Annotated in this window: 19 protein-coding genes; 15 read left to right on the top strand and 4 right to left on the bottom strand. The window is 38.3% G+C overall.

Annotated features, from left to right (window positions below):
- Window positions 1-138 precede the first annotated feature (138 nt).
- From HZ311_RS05220 to HZ311_RS05195, 6 genes are all read left to right on the top strand, one after another.
- Window positions 139-1,146: a DUF1002 domain-containing protein gene (locus HZ311_RS05220; protein WP_010736693.1), complete on the top strand. Its 1,008-nt coding sequence runs from the start codon at window positions 139-141 to the stop codon at window positions 1,144-1,146.
- Window positions 1,147-1,447: 301 nt separating this feature from the next.
- Complete coding sequence (gene yycF / locus HZ311_RS05215) at window positions 1,448-2,152, top strand: response regulator YycF (protein WP_019723593.1); 705 nt, start codon at window positions 1,448-1,450, stop codon at window positions 2,150-2,152.
- A 4-nt stretch (window positions 2,153-2,156) separates the two neighbouring features.
- Complete coding sequence (gene walK, locus HZ311_RS05210; protein ID WP_010736691.1) at window positions 2,157-3,998, top strand: cell wall metabolism sensor histidine kinase WalK; 1,842 nt, start codon at window positions 2,157-2,159, stop codon at window positions 3,996-3,998.
- Window positions 3,995-5,302, top strand: coding sequence for a YycH family regulatory protein (locus HZ311_RS05205; protein WP_023520315.1), 1,308 nt, complete (start codon window positions 3,995-3,997; stop codon window positions 5,300-5,302). Before walK ends, HZ311_RS05205 begins: the two co-directional genes overlap by 4 nt.
- A 2-nt stretch (window positions 5,303-5,304) precedes the next feature.
- Complete coding sequence (locus HZ311_RS05200) at window positions 5,305-6,177, top strand: two-component system regulatory protein YycI (protein WP_010736689.1); 873 nt, start codon at window positions 5,305-5,307, stop codon at window positions 6,175-6,177.
- Window positions 6,178-6,231: 54 nt separating this feature from the next.
- Entirely contained in the window at window positions 6,232-7,041 is an 810-nt protein-coding gene (locus HZ311_RS05195; RefSeq protein WP_023520314.1) for an MBL fold metallo-hydrolase, read from the top strand.
- 171 nt (window positions 7,042-7,212) lie between these two features.
- On the opposite strand, the gene HZ311_RS05190 is transcribed toward HZ311_RS05195, so the two are convergent.
- Entirely contained in the window at window positions 7,213-7,875 is a 663-nt protein-coding gene (locus HZ311_RS05190) for a CPBP family intramembrane glutamic endopeptidase (protein ID WP_010736687.1), read from the bottom strand.
- Between the two features lie 704 nt (window positions 7,876-8,579).
- Here HZ311_RS05190 and groES point away from each other — a divergent pair.
- The 5 genes from groES to HZ311_RS05165 all read left to right on the top strand — a co-directional run bounded on the left by groES (window position 8,580) and on the right by HZ311_RS05165 (window position 13,547).
- Complete coding sequence (gene groES, locus HZ311_RS05185) at window positions 8,580-8,864, top strand: co-chaperone GroES (RefSeq protein WP_019723198.1); 285 nt, start codon at window positions 8,580-8,582, stop codon at window positions 8,862-8,864.
- Between the two features lie 36 nt (window positions 8,865-8,900).
- Window positions 8,901-10,526: a chaperonin GroEL gene (gene groL, locus HZ311_RS05180; RefSeq protein ID WP_010736685.1), complete on the top strand. Its 1,626-nt coding sequence runs from the start codon at window positions 8,901-8,903 to the stop codon at window positions 10,524-10,526.
- 329 nt (window positions 10,527-10,855) lie between these two features.
- Complete coding sequence (locus tag HZ311_RS05175) at window positions 10,856-12,262, top strand: PTS sugar transporter subunit IIC (protein WP_178946517.1); 1,407 nt, start codon at window positions 10,856-10,858, stop codon at window positions 12,260-12,262.
- Between the two features lie 72 nt (window positions 12,263-12,334).
- Complete coding sequence (locus HZ311_RS05170) at window positions 12,335-12,607, top strand: hypothetical protein (protein ID WP_010736683.1); 273 nt, start codon at window positions 12,335-12,337, stop codon at window positions 12,605-12,607.
- 16 nt (window positions 12,608-12,623) lie between these two features.
- Window positions 12,624-13,547 carry a LacI family DNA-binding transcriptional regulator gene (locus HZ311_RS05165; RefSeq protein ID WP_023520313.1) on the top strand — a complete coding sequence of 308 codons (924 nt, stop codon included), beginning with the start codon at window positions 12,624-12,626 and terminating at the stop codon, window positions 13,545-13,547.
- 43 nt (window positions 13,548-13,590) lie between these two features.
- Here the strand turns inward: HZ311_RS05165 and HZ311_RS05160 are convergent, their stop codons facing one another.
- Window positions 13,591-14,343, bottom strand: a complete 753-nt coding sequence (locus tag HZ311_RS05160) for a MerR family transcriptional regulator (RefSeq protein ID WP_010736681.1) — start codon at window positions 14,341-14,343, stop codon at window positions 13,591-13,593.
- Window positions 14,344-14,534: 191 nt separating this feature from the next.
- Here HZ311_RS05160 and HZ311_RS05155 point away from each other — a divergent pair, with 191 nt between their 5' ends.
- The 3 genes from HZ311_RS05155 (at window position 14,535) to nadE (ending at window position 17,674) form a co-directional block, all read left to right on the top strand.
- The gene (locus tag HZ311_RS05155; RefSeq protein WP_023520312.1) at window positions 14,535-14,894 is read left to right on the top strand and encodes a DUF1827 family protein; all 360 of its coding nucleotides are present in this window, start codon (window positions 14,535-14,537) and stop codon (window positions 14,892-14,894) included.
- A gap of 467 nt (window positions 14,895-15,361) precedes the next feature.
- A complete protein-coding gene (locus HZ311_RS05150; protein ID WP_010736679.1) occupies window positions 15,362-16,834 on the top strand; it encodes a nicotinate phosphoribosyltransferase in 1,473 nt (490 codons plus the stop codon).
- A gap of 12 nt (window positions 16,835-16,846) precedes the next feature.
- Entirely contained in the window at window positions 16,847-17,674 is an 828-nt protein-coding gene (gene nadE / locus HZ311_RS05145; protein WP_023520311.1) for an ammonia-dependent NAD(+) synthetase, read from the top strand.
- Between the two features lie 266 nt (window positions 17,675-17,940).
- Here the strand turns inward: nadE and HZ311_RS05140 are convergent, their stop codons facing one another.
- Window positions 17,941-18,279, bottom strand: coding sequence for a RidA family protein (locus HZ311_RS05140; protein ID WP_023520310.1), 339 nt, complete (start codon window positions 18,277-18,279; stop codon window positions 17,941-17,943).
- A gap of 296 nt (window positions 18,280-18,575) precedes the next feature.
- The gene (locus tag HZ311_RS05135) at window positions 18,576-19,466 is read right to left on the bottom strand and encodes an ArsR/SmtB family transcription factor (RefSeq protein ID WP_019723205.1); all 891 of its coding nucleotides are present in this window, start codon (window positions 19,464-19,466) and stop codon (window positions 18,576-18,578) included.
- Between the two features lie 203 nt (window positions 19,467-19,669).
- On the opposite strand from HZ311_RS05135, the gene arfA reads away from it, so the two are divergent.
- Window positions 19,670-21,175: an arabinosylfuranosidase ArfA gene (gene arfA, locus HZ311_RS05130; protein WP_178946516.1), complete on the top strand. Its 1,506-nt coding sequence runs from the start codon at window positions 19,670-19,672 to the stop codon at window positions 21,173-21,175.
- Window positions 21,176-21,180: the final 5 nt, after the last annotated feature.

The following is a 21,180-nucleotide window of genomic DNA, read 5'->3' as shown; positions in this document are numbered from 1 at the left end:
TTTGGAATAGCTAAGAAAACACTCGTAATCTTAAAAGATAGTATAAGATTCTTTTCAAATCAGCCTTGAGGCGTAGGTTATCTTATAGACCTTATAGTACAATGTTTAAAACAGAAAACAGCTACATGGAGGTTATGTATGAAGAAAACAAAACTTATTGCCACTCTCTTGGTCTCAAGCCAAGTTTTACTAGCAACACCAATCGTATTAGCAGACGAGACAGCAACAACGCAAAGTATTGTCCCAATTTCAGGAACGGTCGACTCGACAGTTGCTACGCATTCTTCCGATTCAACAACGACAACCAGCTCTAGTGAACGATTACAGATCAATGCAGTAGCAATCGGTAATGCGTTAACGAAAGAACAAGAAACTTATACATTAGATAAATTAGGGATCAAAGGAGAAACACCGATCTATAAAACGTCCGGTACAGACTTGATGTCCTATATTCCTGACGGTGGATTTACCAAAGACTGGGCAGTTTATAGTTCTGTACGTATGCAGACGCTCGCTGAAGGCGAAGGGATCACTGTTGATATCGCGACACCAGAAAATATCACACGAATCACAGCCGCTCAGTATCAAAATGCAGCGTTAACAGCTGGGATTACCGATGCAAAATTGACGGTCGCATCTGCAGTACCGATCGATGGTTCAGGTGCTTTAGCTGGTGTGTACAAAATCGTTGAAGAGTCAGGGGGCATCATTAATCAAGACCGTGTCAGCGTGGCTCAAAATGAGATGGATGTTTTATCGTCTATCACAGAAGAAAACAAAGACAAAGATGGCTATTCCGATGAAGCATTAAATAAAGCACAGGAGCAAGCGAAAGAAGAGTTAGCAGCTAAGACTGCTGACGGCAAAGAGCTGACACAAGCGGATATTCAAACGACAGTAGAAAAAGCTCTGAAGGATAATGGACTAGAAGATGTAATGACAAGCGATCAAGTCACAGAAATAACTTCGTTGATGAGTGAAATGAAAGATAAAAATATTTTTGAAGACTTCGTGAAAGAATTAGACTTGACTGAGGCGAGCAAGCAAATTCAAGAAAAATCAAAAGGGCTTTGGGAAAATATCAAAGGGTTCTTTAGTGGCATATGGGATTCGATCACTGGCATGTTTTCTGGTGACTCTCAATAATCGAAATAGTTTTTTATGTATGAAATATTTGATTTGAGCTACCCTATACGGATCTTTAGTCAATGAAGCAAGAATAAACCGCTATAACTTTTCCGAGTTAGCGGTTTATTTTTATAATCATCTAATTGCATACTTTGATAAGCGACAAGTGAGATTCGTGGGGGGGTGTAGGAATCTGAATCCGCCTGTTCAATCATGCAATTTTTATCAATAACCTCCTATTTTTTTAGAAAGATGAAACCTGATAAGAAATGCGGTATAATAGAACAGAATGACAATACTAACTAAGAGGTGGCTCTTTATGAAAAAAATACTAGTTGTCGACGACGAAAAACCGATTTCGGATATCGTCAAATTTAACTTAGCAAAAGAAGGCTATGACGTCTATACAGCATATGATGGGGAAGAAGCTTTAGCAAAAGTAGCCGAAGTGGAACCTGATTTGATTTTACTAGATTTGATGTTACCAAAAATGGATGGCTTAGAAGTGGCTCGTGAAGTACGAAAAACGTTTGATATGCCGATCATCATGGTGACAGCTAAGGATTCTGAAATCGATAAAGTGTTAGGTTTGGAACTGGGAGCAGATGATTATGTGACCAAACCGTTCTCTAATCGTGAATTAGTGGCACGTGTGAAAGCAAATCTTCGACGTGGCGCTTCTGCTACCAAAGAAGTGGAAGAAGTCACACCTTCTGAACTGATCATTGGGGACTTAACGATCCATCCCGATGCGTATATGGTGACGAAACGTGGCGAAACGATTGAATTGACTCACCGTGAGTTTGAACTGCTCTTTTATTTAGCAAAACACATTGGTCAAGTCATGACACGGGAACATTTGTTACAAACCGTTTGGGGCTATGATTATTTTGGTGATGTTCGTACAGTAGACGTGACCGTTCGTCGTTTGCGTGAAAAAATCGAGGATAATCCAAGTCATCCTAGCTATTTAGTTACACGCCGAGGCGTAGGGTATTACTTGCGTAATCAAGAACAGGAGTAATTGGATGAAAGGAAAAGTCCGTTTTTTTCGATCAGTAAACTTCAAAATAGCTATTACATTTATTTTGATTTTACTGATCTCAATTGAAATTATAGGTGCTTATTTTATTAGAGGATTGGAACGTTCAACGATCAATACCTTTATCAAAGATATGAACCAAACAGTCGAAACATTAGCGACAACGATCAGTCCAGAACTGAATGGGAAAGGCAATGAAAGTGCGACTATCGATGATGTCAATGGGAATATCAAGCGTTTTATTGAGACCAGTGCTTCAAGTGATATCATTGAGATCCGTGTCGTGGATGAAAAAGGCATCATTCGAGCAACGACAGAGGTAAGCGAACAAGGTTCAGTCGGCAAAAAGAATGATTACGTCGATATGAATGATTTTACAACCAAACGATATGTCGCATTAGATGATGACGGAAAACGAGTAAATATCAATATTCAACCGATTTTGTCCCCGACCGGCGACGCCGTCATCGGGGCTCTTTACGTCAAAAGTGATATCGAACAAAAATATTCAGAAATCAATAATACAGCACTAATTTTCTTTACGGCTTCGTTAATTGCTGCATTTATCTCAATGGTTGTGTCTGTTCTGGTCGCACGTTCCATTACGCAACCGATCGGTGAGATGCGTGAGCAAGCGATCCGCATTGCGCGTGGTGATTATAGCCGTAAAGTAAAGGTCCATGGTCAAGATGAATTAGGTCAGTTGGCTGAAACGTTCAACCAACTAGCAGAACGGATCGAGGAAGCGCAGGATACAATGGAAGCTGAACGAAATCGGTTAGATAGCGTCTTGTCACATATGACAGATGGTGTTATCGCAACCGATCGTCGAGGGAAGATCATTACGATCAATGATATGGCTGTCTCATTATTAGACTTGAAAAAAGAAGAAGCAATCGGACAGTCAATCTTGACCCTTTTAGCAATTGAAGAAGAATACACGTTACGAAAACTGTTAGAAGATCCGAATGAAATGATTTTAGATCGATCAACTGGAGCGAGAGAAGCTGACCAGATGATTTTACGCGTCGATTTTTCGATGATCCGTCGAGAATCTGGCTTTATCAGTGGGTTGGTTGCAGTTTTACATGATGTAACGGAACAAGAGAAAACAGAACGGGAACGTCGTGAGTTCGTATCGAACGTTTCCCATGAGTTGCGTACGCCTTTAACAAGTATGCGTAGTTATATCGAAGCACTTAGTGAGGGTGCTTGGAAGGACGAAGAAGTCGCACCGAACTTTTTAAAAGTGACCTTAGATGAGACCGATCGTATGATCCGCATGATCAATGATCTACTGAACCTATCTCGCATGGATACGGGGAATACTCAATTACAATTAGAATATGTCAATTTTAATGAACTCGTTAATTTTGTGTTAGATCGTTTTGATATGATGGTAGGTAATCAAGAAAAAAATTATACGATCCGTCGAGAATTTACGCAACGAGATCTGTGGGTCGAGATCGACACAGATAAAATTATTCAAGTTATTGACAATATCATGAACAATGCAATCAAATATTCACCCGATGGGGGAGCAATCACCTGCCGGTTGCTTGAAACACATAACAATGTGATTTTAAGTATTACAGACCAAGGGCTAGGTATCCCTAAAAAAGATTTGAATCGTGTATTTGAACGTTTTTATCGAGTGGATAAAGCAAGAGCTAGAGCGCAAGGTGGAACAGGATTAGGCTTAGCAATCTCTCGCGAAGTAGTGAAAGCACATCGTGGCGCAATCTGGGCAGAAAGTAAGGAGGGACAAGGTTCAACCTTCTATATTTCTTTACCTTATGAACCGTATGAGGAGGAATGGTGGGAATGAAGATTTCTGAAAAATTTATACGAATTGGTTTGATCTTGATGGTTGCATTAAGCCTGTACTTCTCTTATGCAATTTGGTTGAGTCCAGCAGGGAAAACTTCAATCAACTTAGAAGAGAGCAATTCACAAGTGATTGAATCACAAAGCTATCGTAAAGCATCAGAAATTTATTTGCCTTTACACCTCGCATGGTTTCAAACAGATACAGTGAAAGAAACGAATAGTGAGAACCTGATTTCTCAAATACATGGGTTGATCGAAGGTGCTCGTTTTGGCAAGCTGACAGAAGTCGTGGAAGCAGACCAAGAGAAGTTCAATCAAAAGAAGTCTCTCAATGAAGGAATCGAATTCTCTTATAACGCACCTTATCTACTCAGTGGCTATGTGAAAGCATTTGGTTTGAATATTGATCTAGGTTCAGTCCAAAATGAAGATGTCTATTTTACGAGTGTCCAATTTGATCTAAAAGACGAAAAAGTTAGTTTTATTGATTATGATCAGCGGACGATTTACGAAGCCAGTCTATCGATGGATTGGAAAGAAATAGAACATGATTTGAATTCTTCAGATGTCAACTGGACACCTGTATTCAGAACGCCAGAAAGTATTGAAACACAGCACAGTATCAAAGAACCAATGAAACTAAAAAAATACAGTTATATCTTATCTCAGCAACCATACACCGTCTTTCGGAATGCTTTTTTTTCCCAGCCAGATGCGGTTAAAAACAATGATGAAAGTACGGAATTGATTTTTTATGATGGCAATGAAACAATGACGATCCATTCAGAAAATCAGATCGTCGATTTTAGAGGAGATTTACCGACGATTGATGAACCAAACAATATTTTTACGGACAGTTTTCCTTATGTCAGCAAACTAGGTGGCGCGTTAGGCAATGTTCGATATTTTGATCGTAATAAGAATACAATCGATTATCGTATTTTTGTAGAAGGATTTCCCGTATTTGGTTCAGACAGTAAAGGAAAAGTTGCAATCGAAATCGGTAATGAGCAAGTCAATAATCAAGTAAGTATCCAAACGAGTTTAAATACCATCCAAGTCCCGATTCCTTCAGATGAAGAAGTCGAGTTGCCTAGCACCGACGATGTATATCAGGAATTAGTAGATAATGGGGCAGAAGAATCGAAAATCGAGTTGATTATTGTTGGCTATACATGGCAAAACATCGAAGAAACAAATCGGGTGGTTGATCTATTCCCAGAGTGGTATGTGAAATATCAAGGAGAATGGTATTCTGCAAATGAATTATTGACCAAACTACCTGAGAAGGAGGCGGAGTAACTATGGATTTCAAAAAAATTGAATGGATTTTCTTCGTCGCCTTTCTAGGACTGAATGTTTTTTTATTTAGTAGTTATCATGAATCGATCAACCAAGAGCATACGGTAATACGCTCAGATCAGACAGAATCAATCAAAAAACGGTTAGCAAATGATGATATTACTTATACGGGTGATTTCTCTTCTGAAAGTAAGCAAGGCTACTATTTAAGTGCGGAAGAAACGGAACTGAGTCAAACGTTGTTCAAGTATCGCCAAGATAATAATCGACGTGGTTTATTAGAAAGTGGAGTTTCGATCAATGATAATATATTGACTAAAACATTATCGGACTCTGAATCTGAAAGCAAAGTCCTTGATCCAAATCGCATAGCAAGTTCACTCAATGATTTTTTGGATAACGAGGAAGATGTTTTATTTGGTAATGAGTATATCTATATGAAAAATTTCTCTGTATTAGAAGGTGATTCTCCTGAAATCACAGCGAGCCAAACGTATGAAGGATTGCCATTCTATGATGATACAGCTAAACTTATTTTCTCCCTCGAAAAAAAGGGGGATGAGTATCGCATTTTGAAGTATACTCAAACCCACTTAACGAATATTGAACAGTTGCGAGAAAAAACAGAATTGCATACGGAAGAAGAAGCTATTAATACATTGTATGTAAATAATAAAATCTCTCGAGGATCGAATATCCTTTGGCGTCAGCTGGCTTACTCTCGTATTTTGAAAGTACGAGAGAAAAATGTGTATGTACCGGTGTGGTATGTTGCAATTGAAACGCCGGATAAGACTTATCAGATCGAAACGGTCAATGCATTTAGTAATACGATTATTACAAATAATTCGATCCCAAAGGTGGAAGATCATTAAAAAAGTAGGTATAATGAAAAAAGTTTACAAAGTAAGAAGGGAAGTAGTAGTAAAATGGCTGAAGGAAATACAGCTTTTAAAATCAGTATCCTTGCAAGTGGGAGTTCAGGAAACTCATTATATATCGAGAGTGACAAAAAGCGACTTCTGGTAGATGCAGGACTGAGTGGGAAAAAAATTACTTCCTTAATGGCACAAATCGGTCGGACGCCCGATCAATTAGACGGTATTCTTGTGACACATGAACATCGAGATCACATTCATGGGGTAGGTGTTTTGGCGCGTAAGTACCATTTAGATATCTATGCAAATGAAAAAACATGGGAAGCTATGGCTCCGATGATCGGAAATGTCCCAATTGAACAAAAACATTTATTTCAGATGGGGAAAGTCCAAACATTTGGCGATTTAGATATCGAGAGTTTTGGTGTTTCTCATGATGCAGCTGCACCACAATTTTATCGTTTCCATAAAGAGAATCGTTCATTTGTCATGCTGACGGATACGGGTTATTGTAGTGATCATATGCGAGGGATCATTGAAAATGCTGATGGGTACTTGATGGAAAGCAATCATGATCTAGAGATGTTGCGTATGGGGCCGTATCCTTGGAATTTGAAACAACGTATTTTAGGCGATCGTGGTCATTTATCGAATGAAGATGGTGCATTAGTGATGACTGATGTAATTGGCGATCGTACAAAACGAATCTATTTAGGCCATTTAAGTAAAGAAAACAATATGAAAGAATTGGCCCATTTGACTATGGAAAATGTTCTTAAGGAAAAAGATCTAGGTGTGGGATATGATTTCAATGTGTACGACACTGACCCGGATGCTGCAACAGAATTATTTTCAATTTGATCAATCAGTTGTGACGGAAGTGATCGGCTCATAAAAATAAGCGGTAAAGTCCGAAAATTTGAAGGAATTTTTGGGATTTACCGCTTTTTTCGTAAGGAGTTACCTCCTGAATGCTATTTATTTTATTATAGGGAGTGCCTGATGATGAAAGTCACAGGCTTTTTTTATTTTTTACAGTAAACCTTGTTGCAATGCCAATTGTACAATGACAACTAGAGTGTTCATACCAATATGGGTAATCATTGGTGCCCAGATTCGTCCAGTGGATCGGTATAGTAAACTAAAGAAAAATCCTAAAAAGAAGTAGACGAGTAAATGCCCATCATTGTGTGCTAATGCAAAGAGCAAGGAACTAACACTTGCACCTACCCAAAAGTTGGTATAGTGACCAACGATGCCAAGAATACTGCGACGAAATACAAATTCTTCCATGATTGGTCCGGCAATAGTTGTAGCAATAATAAAAGCAGGAGTATCTAAAATCAGTTGGATAATATTTTGCGTATTTTCAGATGGAGAGACTTCTCCAAAAAAGAAACTCTCGATCATAACCGCAATACTTTGTAAAATTAGAGCGATAAAGATACCAACTACTCCATATAAAATGATTTTTGAGCGAGAAGCAACTGGTACGTTTGCTTCGATTTCTATGGGTTCTTTATGCCTGAAGTACAAGAACCACAGAATGATTGCACCTAAGATATACGCAACTGTTGTAGCATTAATCAAACCTGACGTTGAATTTACAAGTCCGACAGATGTCAGAAGTAAAGGCGAGACAAATACTAGCCCGTAACAAAAAATGCTAAAAAAGCTATATTTTTTTAATGACATATGAAACCTCCTTGAGCTAAGTGAAAAGCCAAGTGTAACTTTCTTTCTTGCTCTAATAATATAGGAAAAGCAACCGTTCGTTGAACTTTAATTGAAGAAACTTAGTAGCTTAATCAACTTCTGTGTTACTAAACACTATCCATTGTTCATTATACCATATCAAGATGTTTCTCTGATCAGTTAGTATTGATCGGCTTTTTCATGACCTATGATAAACGGTGTTCAAGAAGCAACACTTCAATAATAAGTCAAAAAAATCCAAAATGAAAAAGCCATTTTTGATTTTCTTGTCTTATTACTCAGTGCTGAGCGCTTCTTTCACAACCAAGATAAACGGTGTTCAAGAAGCTGACCTTCAACATTAAGCTAGAAAATCAAAAAATATGAGGAGCTATTTTCTGATTTTCCATCTTACTACTCAGGTCAAAACGCTTCTTTCACAACCTATGATAAACGGTGTTCAAAAGCCAGCTCCTTCAATATTAAGTCAAAACTTGAAAAAATATGAGAAGCTATTTTCTCAAATTTTGCCTTAATACTTGGAGCTGATCGGCTTTTTCACAATCTTCTTTAAAAATTTTTTTTCTATGATTTAAAAAGCTTGCAAAAGAATAGGAGAATGAGTATTATTAAAAATGTAGGTTAGCACTCGATGTGATAGAGTGCTAATGGATTCAAAAAAAGAGTTATCGGAGGGATTTATCGTGTTAAAACCATTAGGTGATCGCGTCATCATTGAAGTCGCGCAAGAAGAAGAAAAAACTGTTGGAGGAATCGTTTTAGCTTCATCAGCGAAAGAGAAACCTCAAACTGGAACAGTTGTAGCAGTGGGTGAGGGACGTTTGCTAGAAAACGGTGAAAAAGTTCCTGCAGCTATTAAAGTAGGCGACCAAGTAATGTTTGAAAAATATGCCGGTACAGAAGTGAAATTTGAAGGAACAGAATATTTGATCGTCTCTGGAAAAGATATCATGGCGATTGTTGAGTAAGTACAAAACAAAAATAATTGATGAGGTGACGAAAAAATGGCAAAAGAATTAAAATTTGCAGAAGATGCACGTGCAGCAATGTTACGTGGTGTAGATAAATTAGCAGATACAGTAAAAGTGACATTAGGACCAAAAGGCCGTAATGTTGTTTTAGAAAAATCATATGGTTCTCCATTGATCACAAATGACGGTGTGACGATTGCAAAAGAAATCGAATTAGAAGATCATTTTGAAAACATGGGTGCAAAATTAGTTTCAGAAGTTGCATCAAAAACAAATGATATCGCTGGAGATGGTACAACGACAGCGACTGTATTGACTCAAGCAATTGTCCGTGAAGGTTTGAAAAACGTCACAGCTGGTGCTAACCCATTAGGTATTCGTCGTGGGATCGAATTAGCCACTAAAACAGCAGTGGAAGAATTACACAACATCTCAACTGTTGTTGACTCAAAAGAGGCTATTGCACAAGTTGCGGCTGTTTCTTCTGGTTCAGAACAAGTGGGCCGTTTGATTGCGGATGCAATGGAAAAAGTCGGCAATGACGGTGTCATCACAATTGAAGAATCTAAAGGAATCGAAACAGAATTAGATGTCGTAGAAGGTATGCAATTTGACCGTGGTTACTTGTCACAATATATGGTAACAGACAACGACAAAATGGAAGCTGTTTTGGAAAATCCATACTTGTTGATCACTGACAAGAAAATTTCAAATATCCAAGATATCTTACCTTTATTAGAACAAATCTTACAACAATCACGTCCTTTATTGATCATTGCTGATGACGTGGATGGCGAAGCATTACCAACATTGGTATTGAATAAAATCCGTGGAACATTCAATGTTGTTGCTGTAAAAGCACCAGGTTTCGGCGACCGTCGTAAAGCAATGTTAGAAGATATTGCTGTCTTGACTGGTGGTACAGTGATCACAGATGACCTAGGATTAGAATTGAAAGATGCAACAATCGAAAACTTAGGAAATGCTTCAAAAGTTGTTGTGGATAAAGACAACACAACGATCGTTGAAGGTTCAGGCGATAAAACAGCTATTGATGCACGTGTTCAATTGATCAAAAACCAAATCGCTGAAACAACTTCAGACTTTGACCGTGAAAAATTACAAGAACGCTTAGCGAAACTTGCCGGCGGAGTAGCAGTCGTAAAAGTCGGAGCAGCAACTGAAACAGAATTAAAAGAATTGAAACTACGTATTGAAGATGCGTTGAACGCTACTCGTGCTGCTGTTGAAGAAGGCATGGTCTCTGGTGGTGGTACAGCATTAGTGAACGTGATCAACAAAGTAGCGATGATCGAAGCAGAAGGCGACGTAGCAACAGGTATCAAGATCGTTACTCGTGCATTAGAAGAACCAATTCGCCAAATTGCTGAAAATGCTGGTTATGAAGGATCAGTTATTGTTGATAAATTGAAAAATGTTGATTTAGGAACAGGATTCAATGCAGCAACTGGTGAATGGGTAAACATGGTGGAAGCCGGAATCGTTGACCCAACAAAAGTAACTCGTTCAGCATTACAAAATGCAGCATCTGTATCTGCATTACTATTAACAACTGAAGCAGTTGTGGCAGATAAACCAGAACCAGCAGCACCTGCTGCACCAGCTATGGATCCATCAATGATGGGCGGCATGATGTAATAACTCCAGAAGAACCTTGTTCAATCAAGGTTCTTCTTTTTTTTGTCTTCTTAGAAAAAAGCATAAACAGGGTAAAATTGAGTGTGACGTAATGAGATTGTGCATTCATATTGTAAATAAAAAATGGGCAAATCACTAAATTGACAAGCCAATCATCAAATTTTTGTATTATTATTTCATTGATTTAATCTATGGAAGAAAATTTATTTCCTTTAACATTTCTTTCACTCTTTCGCTAGCGAAGTTCACAAAGTTATGCTATATTTGTGATATCATTATAATGTATACGCATTCATAATGATGGAAGATCGAATTGTAGGAGGATGAAAATGAATAAATTGATGGAATGGATGGAGAGATATATCTTGCCAGTTGCCACGAAGATTGGTTCGGAAAAGCATCTGGTTGCTTTACGTGATGCGTTTATTGGAACCATGCCGGCAACGATGGCTGGGGCAATTGCGGTGCTATTGAATGCGTTTATGCGTGATTTTCCTAACACGTATCTAGGTGAAGGGAATGCCATTACGACTTTTTTTACACCAGTAATTGGTGTCAATGGCCTGATTTGGAATGGGACGTTAGCGATTATGGCAGTCGTATTCGCATTGTCACTAGGCGCAAATTTGGCAAAGGCATATGAAGTGGACCCTGTATCAGGAAGTATTGTATCTTTAGTTGCATTTATTATTGGATTACCTGATGCTGCCACAGCTGTTTTGACGTTGCCAGAAAAATTGTCACAAGATGCTATGGACATGATCACTACCGCAGGCGGCGTGATTGCTGATGGTACTGATGGTGGACAGACGCTTTCGATGGGCGCATGGGGTTATTTCAACTTTGGGAAATACATGGGTGGTTCTGGTCTTTTTACAGCTATGATCTTTGGTTTTATTTCTGTTATCATTTTTGCACTATTGATGCGTAAAAAAATTATTATCAGAATGCCAGAATCAGTGCCACCAGCAGTTGCACGTGCTTTTGCCGCAATCATTCCTGCAGTTGTTTCTTTATATGTTGTGGGAACGATCAATTATATCTTCCAACAAACAGCAGGAGTACCATTGATTGACTGGATCTCTGAAGCGATTCAAAAACCTTTGATGAATTTATCGCAAGGGTATGGCGCAGTGTTTATTATCGTGTTACTTGTTCATGTGCTTTGGTTCTTTGGATTACATGGAACAAATATCATGTCACCAGTGTTACAGACACTTTATGGTACAGCGATGGTCGAAAATACCAATGCCTTTCAAAATAATGAGCCAATCCCCTTCAAATGGGTAGCAGGTTCATTTGAAGCATTCGTATGGCCTGGTGGTGCCGGCGTAACGTTGGTATTGATCGTCATGATTTTATTTTTATCAAAACGTGCCGATTATAAAACAGTTGGTAAGCTAGGGATTGCTCCTGGTTTGTTCAATATCAATGAACCAGTGATGTTTGGTCTACCAGTCGTATTGAATCCATTGTTGATGATCCCATTCATCGTCGCACCACTTGTAACGGCAACCATTGCTTACTTTGCGACAATGGCAGGCCTTGTTCGCCCAGTGGTGGTAAATGTGATTTGGGTCATGCCAACGATTATCAGTGGGTTCTTAGCAACCGCAGGTGACTGGCGTGCCATTGTCTTGACGATCGTCAATCTCTTAGTCGCTGCTTTGATTTGGGCACCATTTATCTTGGCTGCAAACCGTTTAGATCCTAATCTAGGTGAACCAGAAGAATAAAAGAAGCAAACTCCTTGCTATGAGACGCGTTTCATACCGTATACTCAAAGCATAAATAAAGGAGGGCTTCTTATGAATACCTATATCAAAGCAACGCAAGGCACCAAGAATCAATGTTTTTACGCATTTGTTGAGTTTAAAGATTCCATGCTCGTGTTGTCTAGTTTTCAAGGCCTTAATCGATCGGTGATCAAAAAAATCAATTTAGCAGATATTTCTGGTTTGACCAAGGATAATTATTGGGGTGGTCAACGAATCAGTTTCTATGACCAAGGAACATTGTATCAATTTTTCGAATGTGGACCTGCTGTGGTAGACTATCTACAAGAAAATCTTTTTGTATAGGTGGCGAACAGTAGTCATGGCAAACATCCGAGATATAGCCAAACGAACAGGATATTCTGTTTCGACGGTATCCCGTGTCATCAATCAACATCCTTATGTCGATGAAGCGAAACGAACAGAGATCTTGAAAGTGATCAAAGAATTAAATTATGTACCGAATGCCAATGCCAGACAACTAAGTTCTGGAAAAACTAAAAATATTGGTGTCATTTTACCTTACACAAATCACCCATATTTTGATCAGTTGCTCAGTGGAATCATTGAAGTCGCTTTTAGTGAGGGCTATAAAGTGACGTTGTTGCCAACAAACTACCAAATAAAACGGGAACAACAATATTTAGAAGAGTTTGCGGCGAAAGCATTTGACGGATTGATCATTACATCAAGAGCAAATCCCTTAGAGTTGTTGCTTGATTATCAACGCTATGGCCCTATCGTCTTTTGCGAAAAGATCGAAGACTTGGAAGTAATGAGTGTCTATATTGATCGCAAACAATCGATTACTGATGGCTTATCCTTTTTAAAAGATCAAGGTGTCAAACGTTTAGGTGTCACCTTAGGAAGAACCGGTCGAATGAGTTACAATTCGAAAATCACATTAAAACTGTGTAAAGAGATTTTTCCTGACTTTAATGAAGCTGATGTCTACTGGCAGTGTATTGATACCGAGCATGGGGAAATGGCAGGGGAATTTTTTAAGGAACGAGGAATTGATGGCATTTTCACGAATTCAGACACAGTAGCAGCGGGAATCCTGCAAAGCTACAAAAAACAAAAAATACCAATTGTTGGTAGGGAAAATATGCTGATCAGTGAATTATTAAATTTTTCAACAATTGATCACCATTTGAAACAATGTGGTGAAACCGCTTTTCGTTTGTTTTTGAATGATACAGTCGAACAAGTAAAGATTCCGTATACTTTTATTCAACGTCCGTGAAATAAAAAAGACAAATCCTTTTTGTGGATTTGTCTTTTTTTATTTATGCATGAGCTTGAATGATCTCATTCAATGCTATAGCGGCGCCTTTACCACAGCGAGAATCATAGTATTCAGTAAAACGTTCATCTGAGATATACAGCATACCTAATCCTTTGTGGGCTTCTGCTTGATACGTGGGCCAACTAAATAATAGCCATTTTTTATGTGCATCAAAAATTTCTTTTGCAAGTGCCTGATTTGATTGGTCAGACAGATAAGACGTTAAATTCGTTAGTAATTGTTGCTCAACTTCTTGCATTTCTTGGTATTTTTCTTGGGAAAGGTTTTGCCATTGTTCGTTTGCTTTATCAATCGTTTCTTCTCCGTATTTTTCACGGATCTCTGTGCCATAGTTTGTTTCATTTTCAGTTATTTTTTGTTTTTTTAATCCTTCAAATTTTTCTTGGTCAGTCATCTTTTTTCCTCCTTTGAATTGTGCTAATGTTTGTTGGACGGTTGCCAGGAGAGTATCAATTTCTGCTCGTTTCTCTAGTAGTTTTCTCTGATGTTCGATGAGTGCATGTTGATGATCAAAGGTAGGATCATCTAATAATTCGCGAATTTGGTTCAGTGGAAAATCTAAGGATCGATAAAATAAAATTTGTTGTAGACGATCGATTTCTTGAGAACCATAGATACGATAACCAGCTGAATTGATCCGTTTGGGTTTGAGTAAATCAATTTCATCGTAAAAACGTAGTGTACGACTACTTACTCCTGAGAGCTGTGCCATTTTCTTAATTGTGTATTCCATTGTTTTCCCTCCTGACAAAACTAGCATAATCCTTGACGTAACGAGAAGGTCAAGTGAAAAATCATCTTTTTTATCTAATTGATTATATGTTATACTATTAAACGAAGAGAGGGAAATCAAATTGTTTTTTTATCGTCTTTATGAAAGCGATTTATTTTATTGAGTAAAAAAATTAAGAAAAGAGGAAAAGTATGAAACTGATTGAAACTCCGATTACGAGCAACTTGAATATCAAAACTTTTTATCCAAAAATCGTTGATTTCTTTTTTAGAAATTCTGCTATTCGATTTTATAAACTATTTTCTTTAGATCGTACACAGATTTTGTTGATCGATACCTATAATCAAGTCCAATTAGTGATGATCAATACAAAAAAGAAAATCACTAAACAGGAAATTGATTATGCAATCAAAAAAGTGTTGAAAACAGAACGATCAGCGGTCAATATCCATGTAGGTGTCAAGCAAGAATTAGAAGAAGCGGGTGTTCAGTTCAAACGGCCGAATAAGGATATCGTCATTGTAGAACAAGCCATCGCAACGATTGCATAGCTCGATCAATACAGCAAGAAAGTTATGGATGATCCTAAATTGAATAAGCGATAGGAAGTAAAGCGCCTAAATTCCAAGATAGTTTGATCTTTGGGATTTAGGCGTTTTTTTACAACCTAGATAAACGGTGTTCAAGAAGCAACACTTCAATAATAAGCCAAGAAAATCCAAAATGAAAAAGCCATTTTTGATTTTCCTGTCTTATTACTCAGTGCTGAGCGCTTCTTTCACAACCTGGATAAACGGTGTTCAAGAAGCTGACCTTCAACATTAAGCTGAAAAATCAAAAAATATGAGGAGCTATTTTTGCAAGTTCTACCTTACTACTCGGAGCTGCCCGGCTTTCTCACAATCTCCTATCTTATTTCTTTACTTTGTACAAAATAAAACAAGATTTCTTTTACTAGGGTATTTTTTTGTTATAATGGATAAGAAATGAAAATTGGCTAAGAGGAGCAATAAAAAAGATGACGACAACTTACTCAGATGACAGTTTGACGCTACATACGGATCTTTACCAGATCAACATGATGCAGACTTACTGGGAACTAGATAGAGCAGATAAACATGCAGTTTTTGAATGTTACTTCCGCGAGATGCCATTCAATCATGGTTATGCTGTTTTTGCAGGGTTAGAACGATTAGTGGATTATTTAGAAAACTTGACATTTACTGATACAGATATTGCGTATCTTCGCGAAATGGCTGTTTATCCGGAAGGCTTTTTGACGTATTTACGTGAATTCAAATTCAAAGCGACTGTCCGTTCCGCTCGTGAAGGAGAACTTGTTTTTGCGAATGAGCCATTGATCCAAGTGGAAGGCCCATTAGCCCATTGTCAATTAGTAGAAACAGCCTTATTGAATATGGTGAATTTTCAAACGTTGATCGCGACGAAAGCGGCTCGTATCAAATCAGTGATCGGTGACGATCCATTATTGGAGTTTGGTACACGCCGTGCGCAAGAATTGGATGCTGCGGTTTGGGGTACTCGTGCTGCTTATATTGGTGGAGCAGATGCAACGAGCAATGTTCGTGCAGGGAAAATTTTCGGGATTCCAGCAAGCGGTACCCACGCTCATTCACTTGTTCAAAGTTATGGGAATGACTATGAAGCATTTATGGCGTATGCAAAGACACATAAAGATTGTGTTTTTCTAGTGGATACTTACGATACCTTGAAATCGGGTGTTCCTAGTGCGATCCGTGTGGCAAAAGAACTTGGCAACAAGATCAATTTCCAAGGCGTACGTATCGATAGTGGTGATATGGCGTATATTTCGAAACGGGTCAGAGAACAATTAGATTCCGCTGGTTTTACAGAAGCAAAAATCTATGCCTCAAATGATTTAGATGAAGCGACGATTTTAAACTTAAAAATGCAAAAAGCAAAAATCGATGTTTGGGGCGTGGGAACAAAGTTGATCACCGCCTATGACCAACCGGCTTTAGGTGCAGTCTTCAAACTGGTATCCATCGAAAATGAACAAGGTGAAATGATCGATACGATCAAATTGTCTAGCAATGCAGAAAAAGTTACTACACCAGGTAAAAAACAAGTATGGCGTATCACTCGTAACTTTGATGGGAAATCAGAAGGCGATTATGTGACACTATGGGACGAAGATCCTCGACAAGAAGAAGAGATCTTCATGTTCCACCCGACACATACCTTTATCAATAAAACTGTTCGTGATTTTACAGCTCGGCCAATTTTACAAGATATTTTTGTTGAAGGAACGAGAGTCTATGACTTACCGACATTAGAAGAAATCAAAGAGTATACCAGAGGAAACTTAGATTCTCTTTGGGAAGAATACAAACGTGATTTGAATCCGCAAAAATATCCTGTGGATCTATCAACAGATTGCTGGAATCATAAGATGGCAATCATGGAACGAATGAAAAAAAGCGTCACACAATTAACGAGTGAACTATAGGAGGAATGGAAGATGAATCATTTACAACAAGCAATCATAGAAGAATTAGGCGTGAAATCAGTCATCGATCCTCAAAATGAAATTCGTGTGAGTATCGATTTCATGAAAGAATATTTGAAAAAGAATCCCTTCTTAAAAACCTTGGTTTTAGGTATCAGTGGAGGACAAGATTCTACTTTAGCCGGACGTTTAGCACAATTGGCAATGGAAGAAATGCGGGAAGAAACGAAAGATGATAGTTACCAGTTTATCGGTGTACGTTTGCCATATGGAGAACAGGCAGATGAAGAAGATGCCAAAGCGGCGTTAGACTTTATCCAACCAGACGTCCAATTACGTGTAAATATCAAACCCGCTGTCGATGCGCAAACGCAAGCATTGATTGAAGCAGGTGTGGAAATCAGTGATTTCAATAAAGGGAATATCAAAGCGCGCCAACGAATGATCACACAATATGCGGTTGCTGGACAACGCGCAGGGGCTGTGATCGGAACCGACCACGCAGCTGAAAATATTACTGGTTTCTTTACAAAATATGGAGACGGTGGGGCAGATATTTTGCCATTGTTCCGCTTGAATAAACGCCAAGGAAAAGCATTGTTGAAGGCTTTAGACGCGCCAGAACATCTCTATACCAAAGTGCCAACAGCTGACCTTGAAGAAGGCAAGCCGATGATTGCCGATGAAGTCGCATTAGGTGTCACATATGATGAGATCGACGACTATTTGGAAGGGAAAGAAATTCCAGTAGATGCACAACAAAAAATCGAGCAATGGTGGAATAAAACACAGCATAAACGTCATTTGCCAATTTCGATCTTTGATGATTTTTGGAAATAAAGTGAAATAAACGAATCAAATGAACCGTTAATCCTTTGTTGATCAAGGGATTAACGGTTTATTTTTGTTTGTATTCGCGTTTTGTTCTCCAGTGTATTTTTAAGGTGAAGATTTTTATTGCTTTGCTTCATTCTCATAGAAAAGAAGGCTTAAAAAATAAGTTTTCCACATTGGAAGAGTCAGTATTGAAAGAAACAAAATAGGATCGGCTATACTTGATTGACACTCTTTGACAGTCTGAAACAAATCGATGTTCCTTAAGAAAATCATTTGATAGCGACAATAGCATCTATTTCTACTTTGAATCTTGGATCAATCAATCCAGCTACTATTACTACTGTCATTGCTGGTTTATTTTCTCCATATAGTTTTATAAGTGTCGTCCTAAGTGATCCTAAAAAGGAAGCATCAGTTAAATACACGTTCATTTTGACAATATTTTGGGTACTCGCTTCGTTATCCATAATGATGGAATTTATTTTTTCAACAACGATTTGTATTTGCTCATCGATACCATCGGGAATGTAATCCTCTTTTTGAGGTGTCTGTCCGGAAATAAATAATAAAGGTGAATCTGTCATAACACTATTTGAATAGATAGCCATAAAATTACTCCTTTTCATTGATATTATTATTCGGTGCTGACCGCTTCTTTCACAACCTAGATAAACAGTGTTCGAAAGCCAGCTCCTTCAATAGTAAGTCAAAACTTGAAAAAATATGAGAAGCTATTTTCTCAAGTTCTGCCTTACTACTTGGAGCTAAACGGCTTTCTCATAACTTAGATAAACGGTGTTCAAAAAGCTGACCTTCAAAATTAAGCTGAAAAATCAAAAAATATGGAAAGCTATTTTCTGATTTCTCATCTTACTGCTCAGGTCAAACCGCTTCTTTCACAACCTTAACTATAATACACCTTCATCTTGATATCTTGGTCGTAGTTGCCGAAGCCTTTGCCGAATAGGGTGCAGCCACCGACGTTTTTGGCGTCTTCTTTGACTTCGATGCGGAAGGTCCAGACGTCTTCGTTTCTTGGGATGTCATTGATCGTGATTTCAGATAATGGTTCGCCGTTGATATTGGTCAAATGTTTAGTGATACGGATTGTTTTCAATAGTCCGTATTGGTTTAGATTATCTGGATACCAGTCCGGGGTATGTTTTCCACGAATGTCTGCGAAATCTCCTGGGCTTGTCCAGTTACCTAATTCCACACCGTTTAGGCTGAAAGTGATATCCGATGGCCAATTGTCGTTCGAAAAGGGAAACTCGGAAGATAGTTCAACGGACAATTCCAACATTTCCAAGGTATCTTCTTCGTTTAAAAAGTTTGGTGTTTGATATTCAACAAATCCGCTTGTAAACCACAGAATCCGAGCATCCATTCGTCGTGGATCGGCAAAATAACGTGGTTCATCGACTTTGCCGATAAAGTCATGGATCGTTGCCAGACCGCATGTCGGCTCGATCGAATAGCGGGTATAATGACCGATAGGGATCGATGTTTCTTTCGTATCAAAGGCATTGAAGATTTTTTCTGGAAACGTGATGTTGATTTTATCGACACGTAAGCTGGAAATTTTTTTTTGGCCTATTTTTTCAGATTTGATGATATTTGCTTCTTCAAGTTTTTTTACATGCATTGTTGTAATCGCGCTACTGATACCGAGTGCTTGGGCAAGCTCTTTGATATTCATTTTGTTTTTTGAAAGTAACTGGATGATTTTTATCCTTGTTTTACTAGCTAAAGCTTCATAAACAGGTAACGATTCTTCATTGATTTGGAGTTGCATGATTTTTCACCTCTTATTTAGGTTTTTGTTTAACTATATATTAACATAAATATTAATTTATAGGTTAATATCATAAAACTAATATATATAATTAACATTTATGTTAATTATAATGTAAAAATATTTTTGTATTTAATAATATTATTATTGACAACGCTTTCAAAGAAAGATATGATTCATGTATAAATTAAAGGAGGGGACATATGGAAGCTGTAATGTCAGTTAGTCGTGTGCAAAAGATAGGGGAAATCGATCGTCGTTTGTATGGCTCGTTTATTGAGCATATGGGACGTGCAGTGTATGGAGGGATCTATCAACCAGATCATCCGACTGCAAATGATAAGGGATTTCGCCAAGACGTTATGGAGCTAGTCAAAGAATTATCGGTACCATTGATCCGGTATCCAGGTGGGAATTTTGTTTCTGGGTTCAATTGGGAAGATAGTGTGGGGCCTATAGCGGAGCGGCCGAAAAGATTAGACCTTGCTTGGCGATCTTTAGAAACAAATCAAGTGGGGGTGCATAAATTTGCTGCGTGGTGTCAAGAAGTGGGCGCTGAGATCAATATGGCTGTCAATCTTGGAACACGTGGCTTAGATGCTGCAAGAAATCTAGTAGAATATTGCAATTATCCTAGTGGTACTTATTGGAGTGAGCAAAGAATAGCAAATGGACAAACCGAACCTTTTGCGATCAAGACGTGGTGTTTAGGCAATGAAATGGATGGTCCTTGGCAAATCGGTCATAAGACAGCAGCGGAGTACGGACGGCTGGCAGAAGAAACAGCAAAAGCAATGAAACTTGTCGATGAATCGATCGAAGTCGTTTTATGTGGTAGCTCGAATGGTAAAATGCCGACGTTCGGTGAGTGGGAATTGACTGTATTGGATCAAGCCTATGAACAAATCGATTATCTTTCATTGCATCAGTATTATGGCAATCAAACAAATGATTTGAAAAATTATTTAGCTCGTTCAGTCGATATGGATCAGTTCATCTCTGGTGTTGTTGCGATGTGTGATGCAATCAAGGCGAAAAAACACAGCAAGAAACAAATCAATCTATCTTTTGATGAATGGAATATTTGGTATCATTCGACAGAACATGATCAAACAGTCAAGCCATGGCAAGTGGCTCCACCTTTATTAGAAGATCACTATAATTTTGAGGATGCTTTAGTATTGGGCTGTTTATTGATCACTTTGTTAAAACATTCTGATCGAGTAAAAATTGCTTGTCTGGCGCAGCTAGTCAACGTAATTGCTCCGATCATGACAGAAGAAGACGGTGAAGCATGGCGTCAAACAATCTATTATCCATTTATGCAAGTCGCGACTTTAGGGCAAGGTATTGCTTTACGACCTGAAATCACTGTCGATACGTATGCAACGAGTGAATTTGATACAGTTCCATATTTAGAAAGTATCGCGGTGCTGAATGAAGAAAAAAATGAGTTGGTGATCTTTGCAGTGAATCGTGGAGAAGAAGAGATGAGTTTAGATCTACAATTTTCTGACTTAAAGATTAAGGAAGTCATTGATTTTTCAGAGATGTCTGGCTATGAAATCAAAGCGGTCAATCAAGCAGGAAATGAGCAAATCAAACCTGTGTCTTCAAAAGCCTACGAACATAAAGAAAATCAGTTGAATTGCAAATTGAAACCGTTATCTTGGAATGTGATCCGTACAAGCTTGACCCCGAACAAATAAGGAGG

Source organism: Enterococcus mundtii (assembly GCF_013394305.1).
Taxonomy (GTDB): domain Bacteria; phylum Bacillota; class Bacilli; order Lactobacillales; family Enterococcaceae; genus Enterococcus_B; species Enterococcus_B pernyi.
The sequence above is the reverse complement of the archived record's forward strand: the minus strand, read 5'-3'. Positions and strand labels throughout refer to the sequence as shown.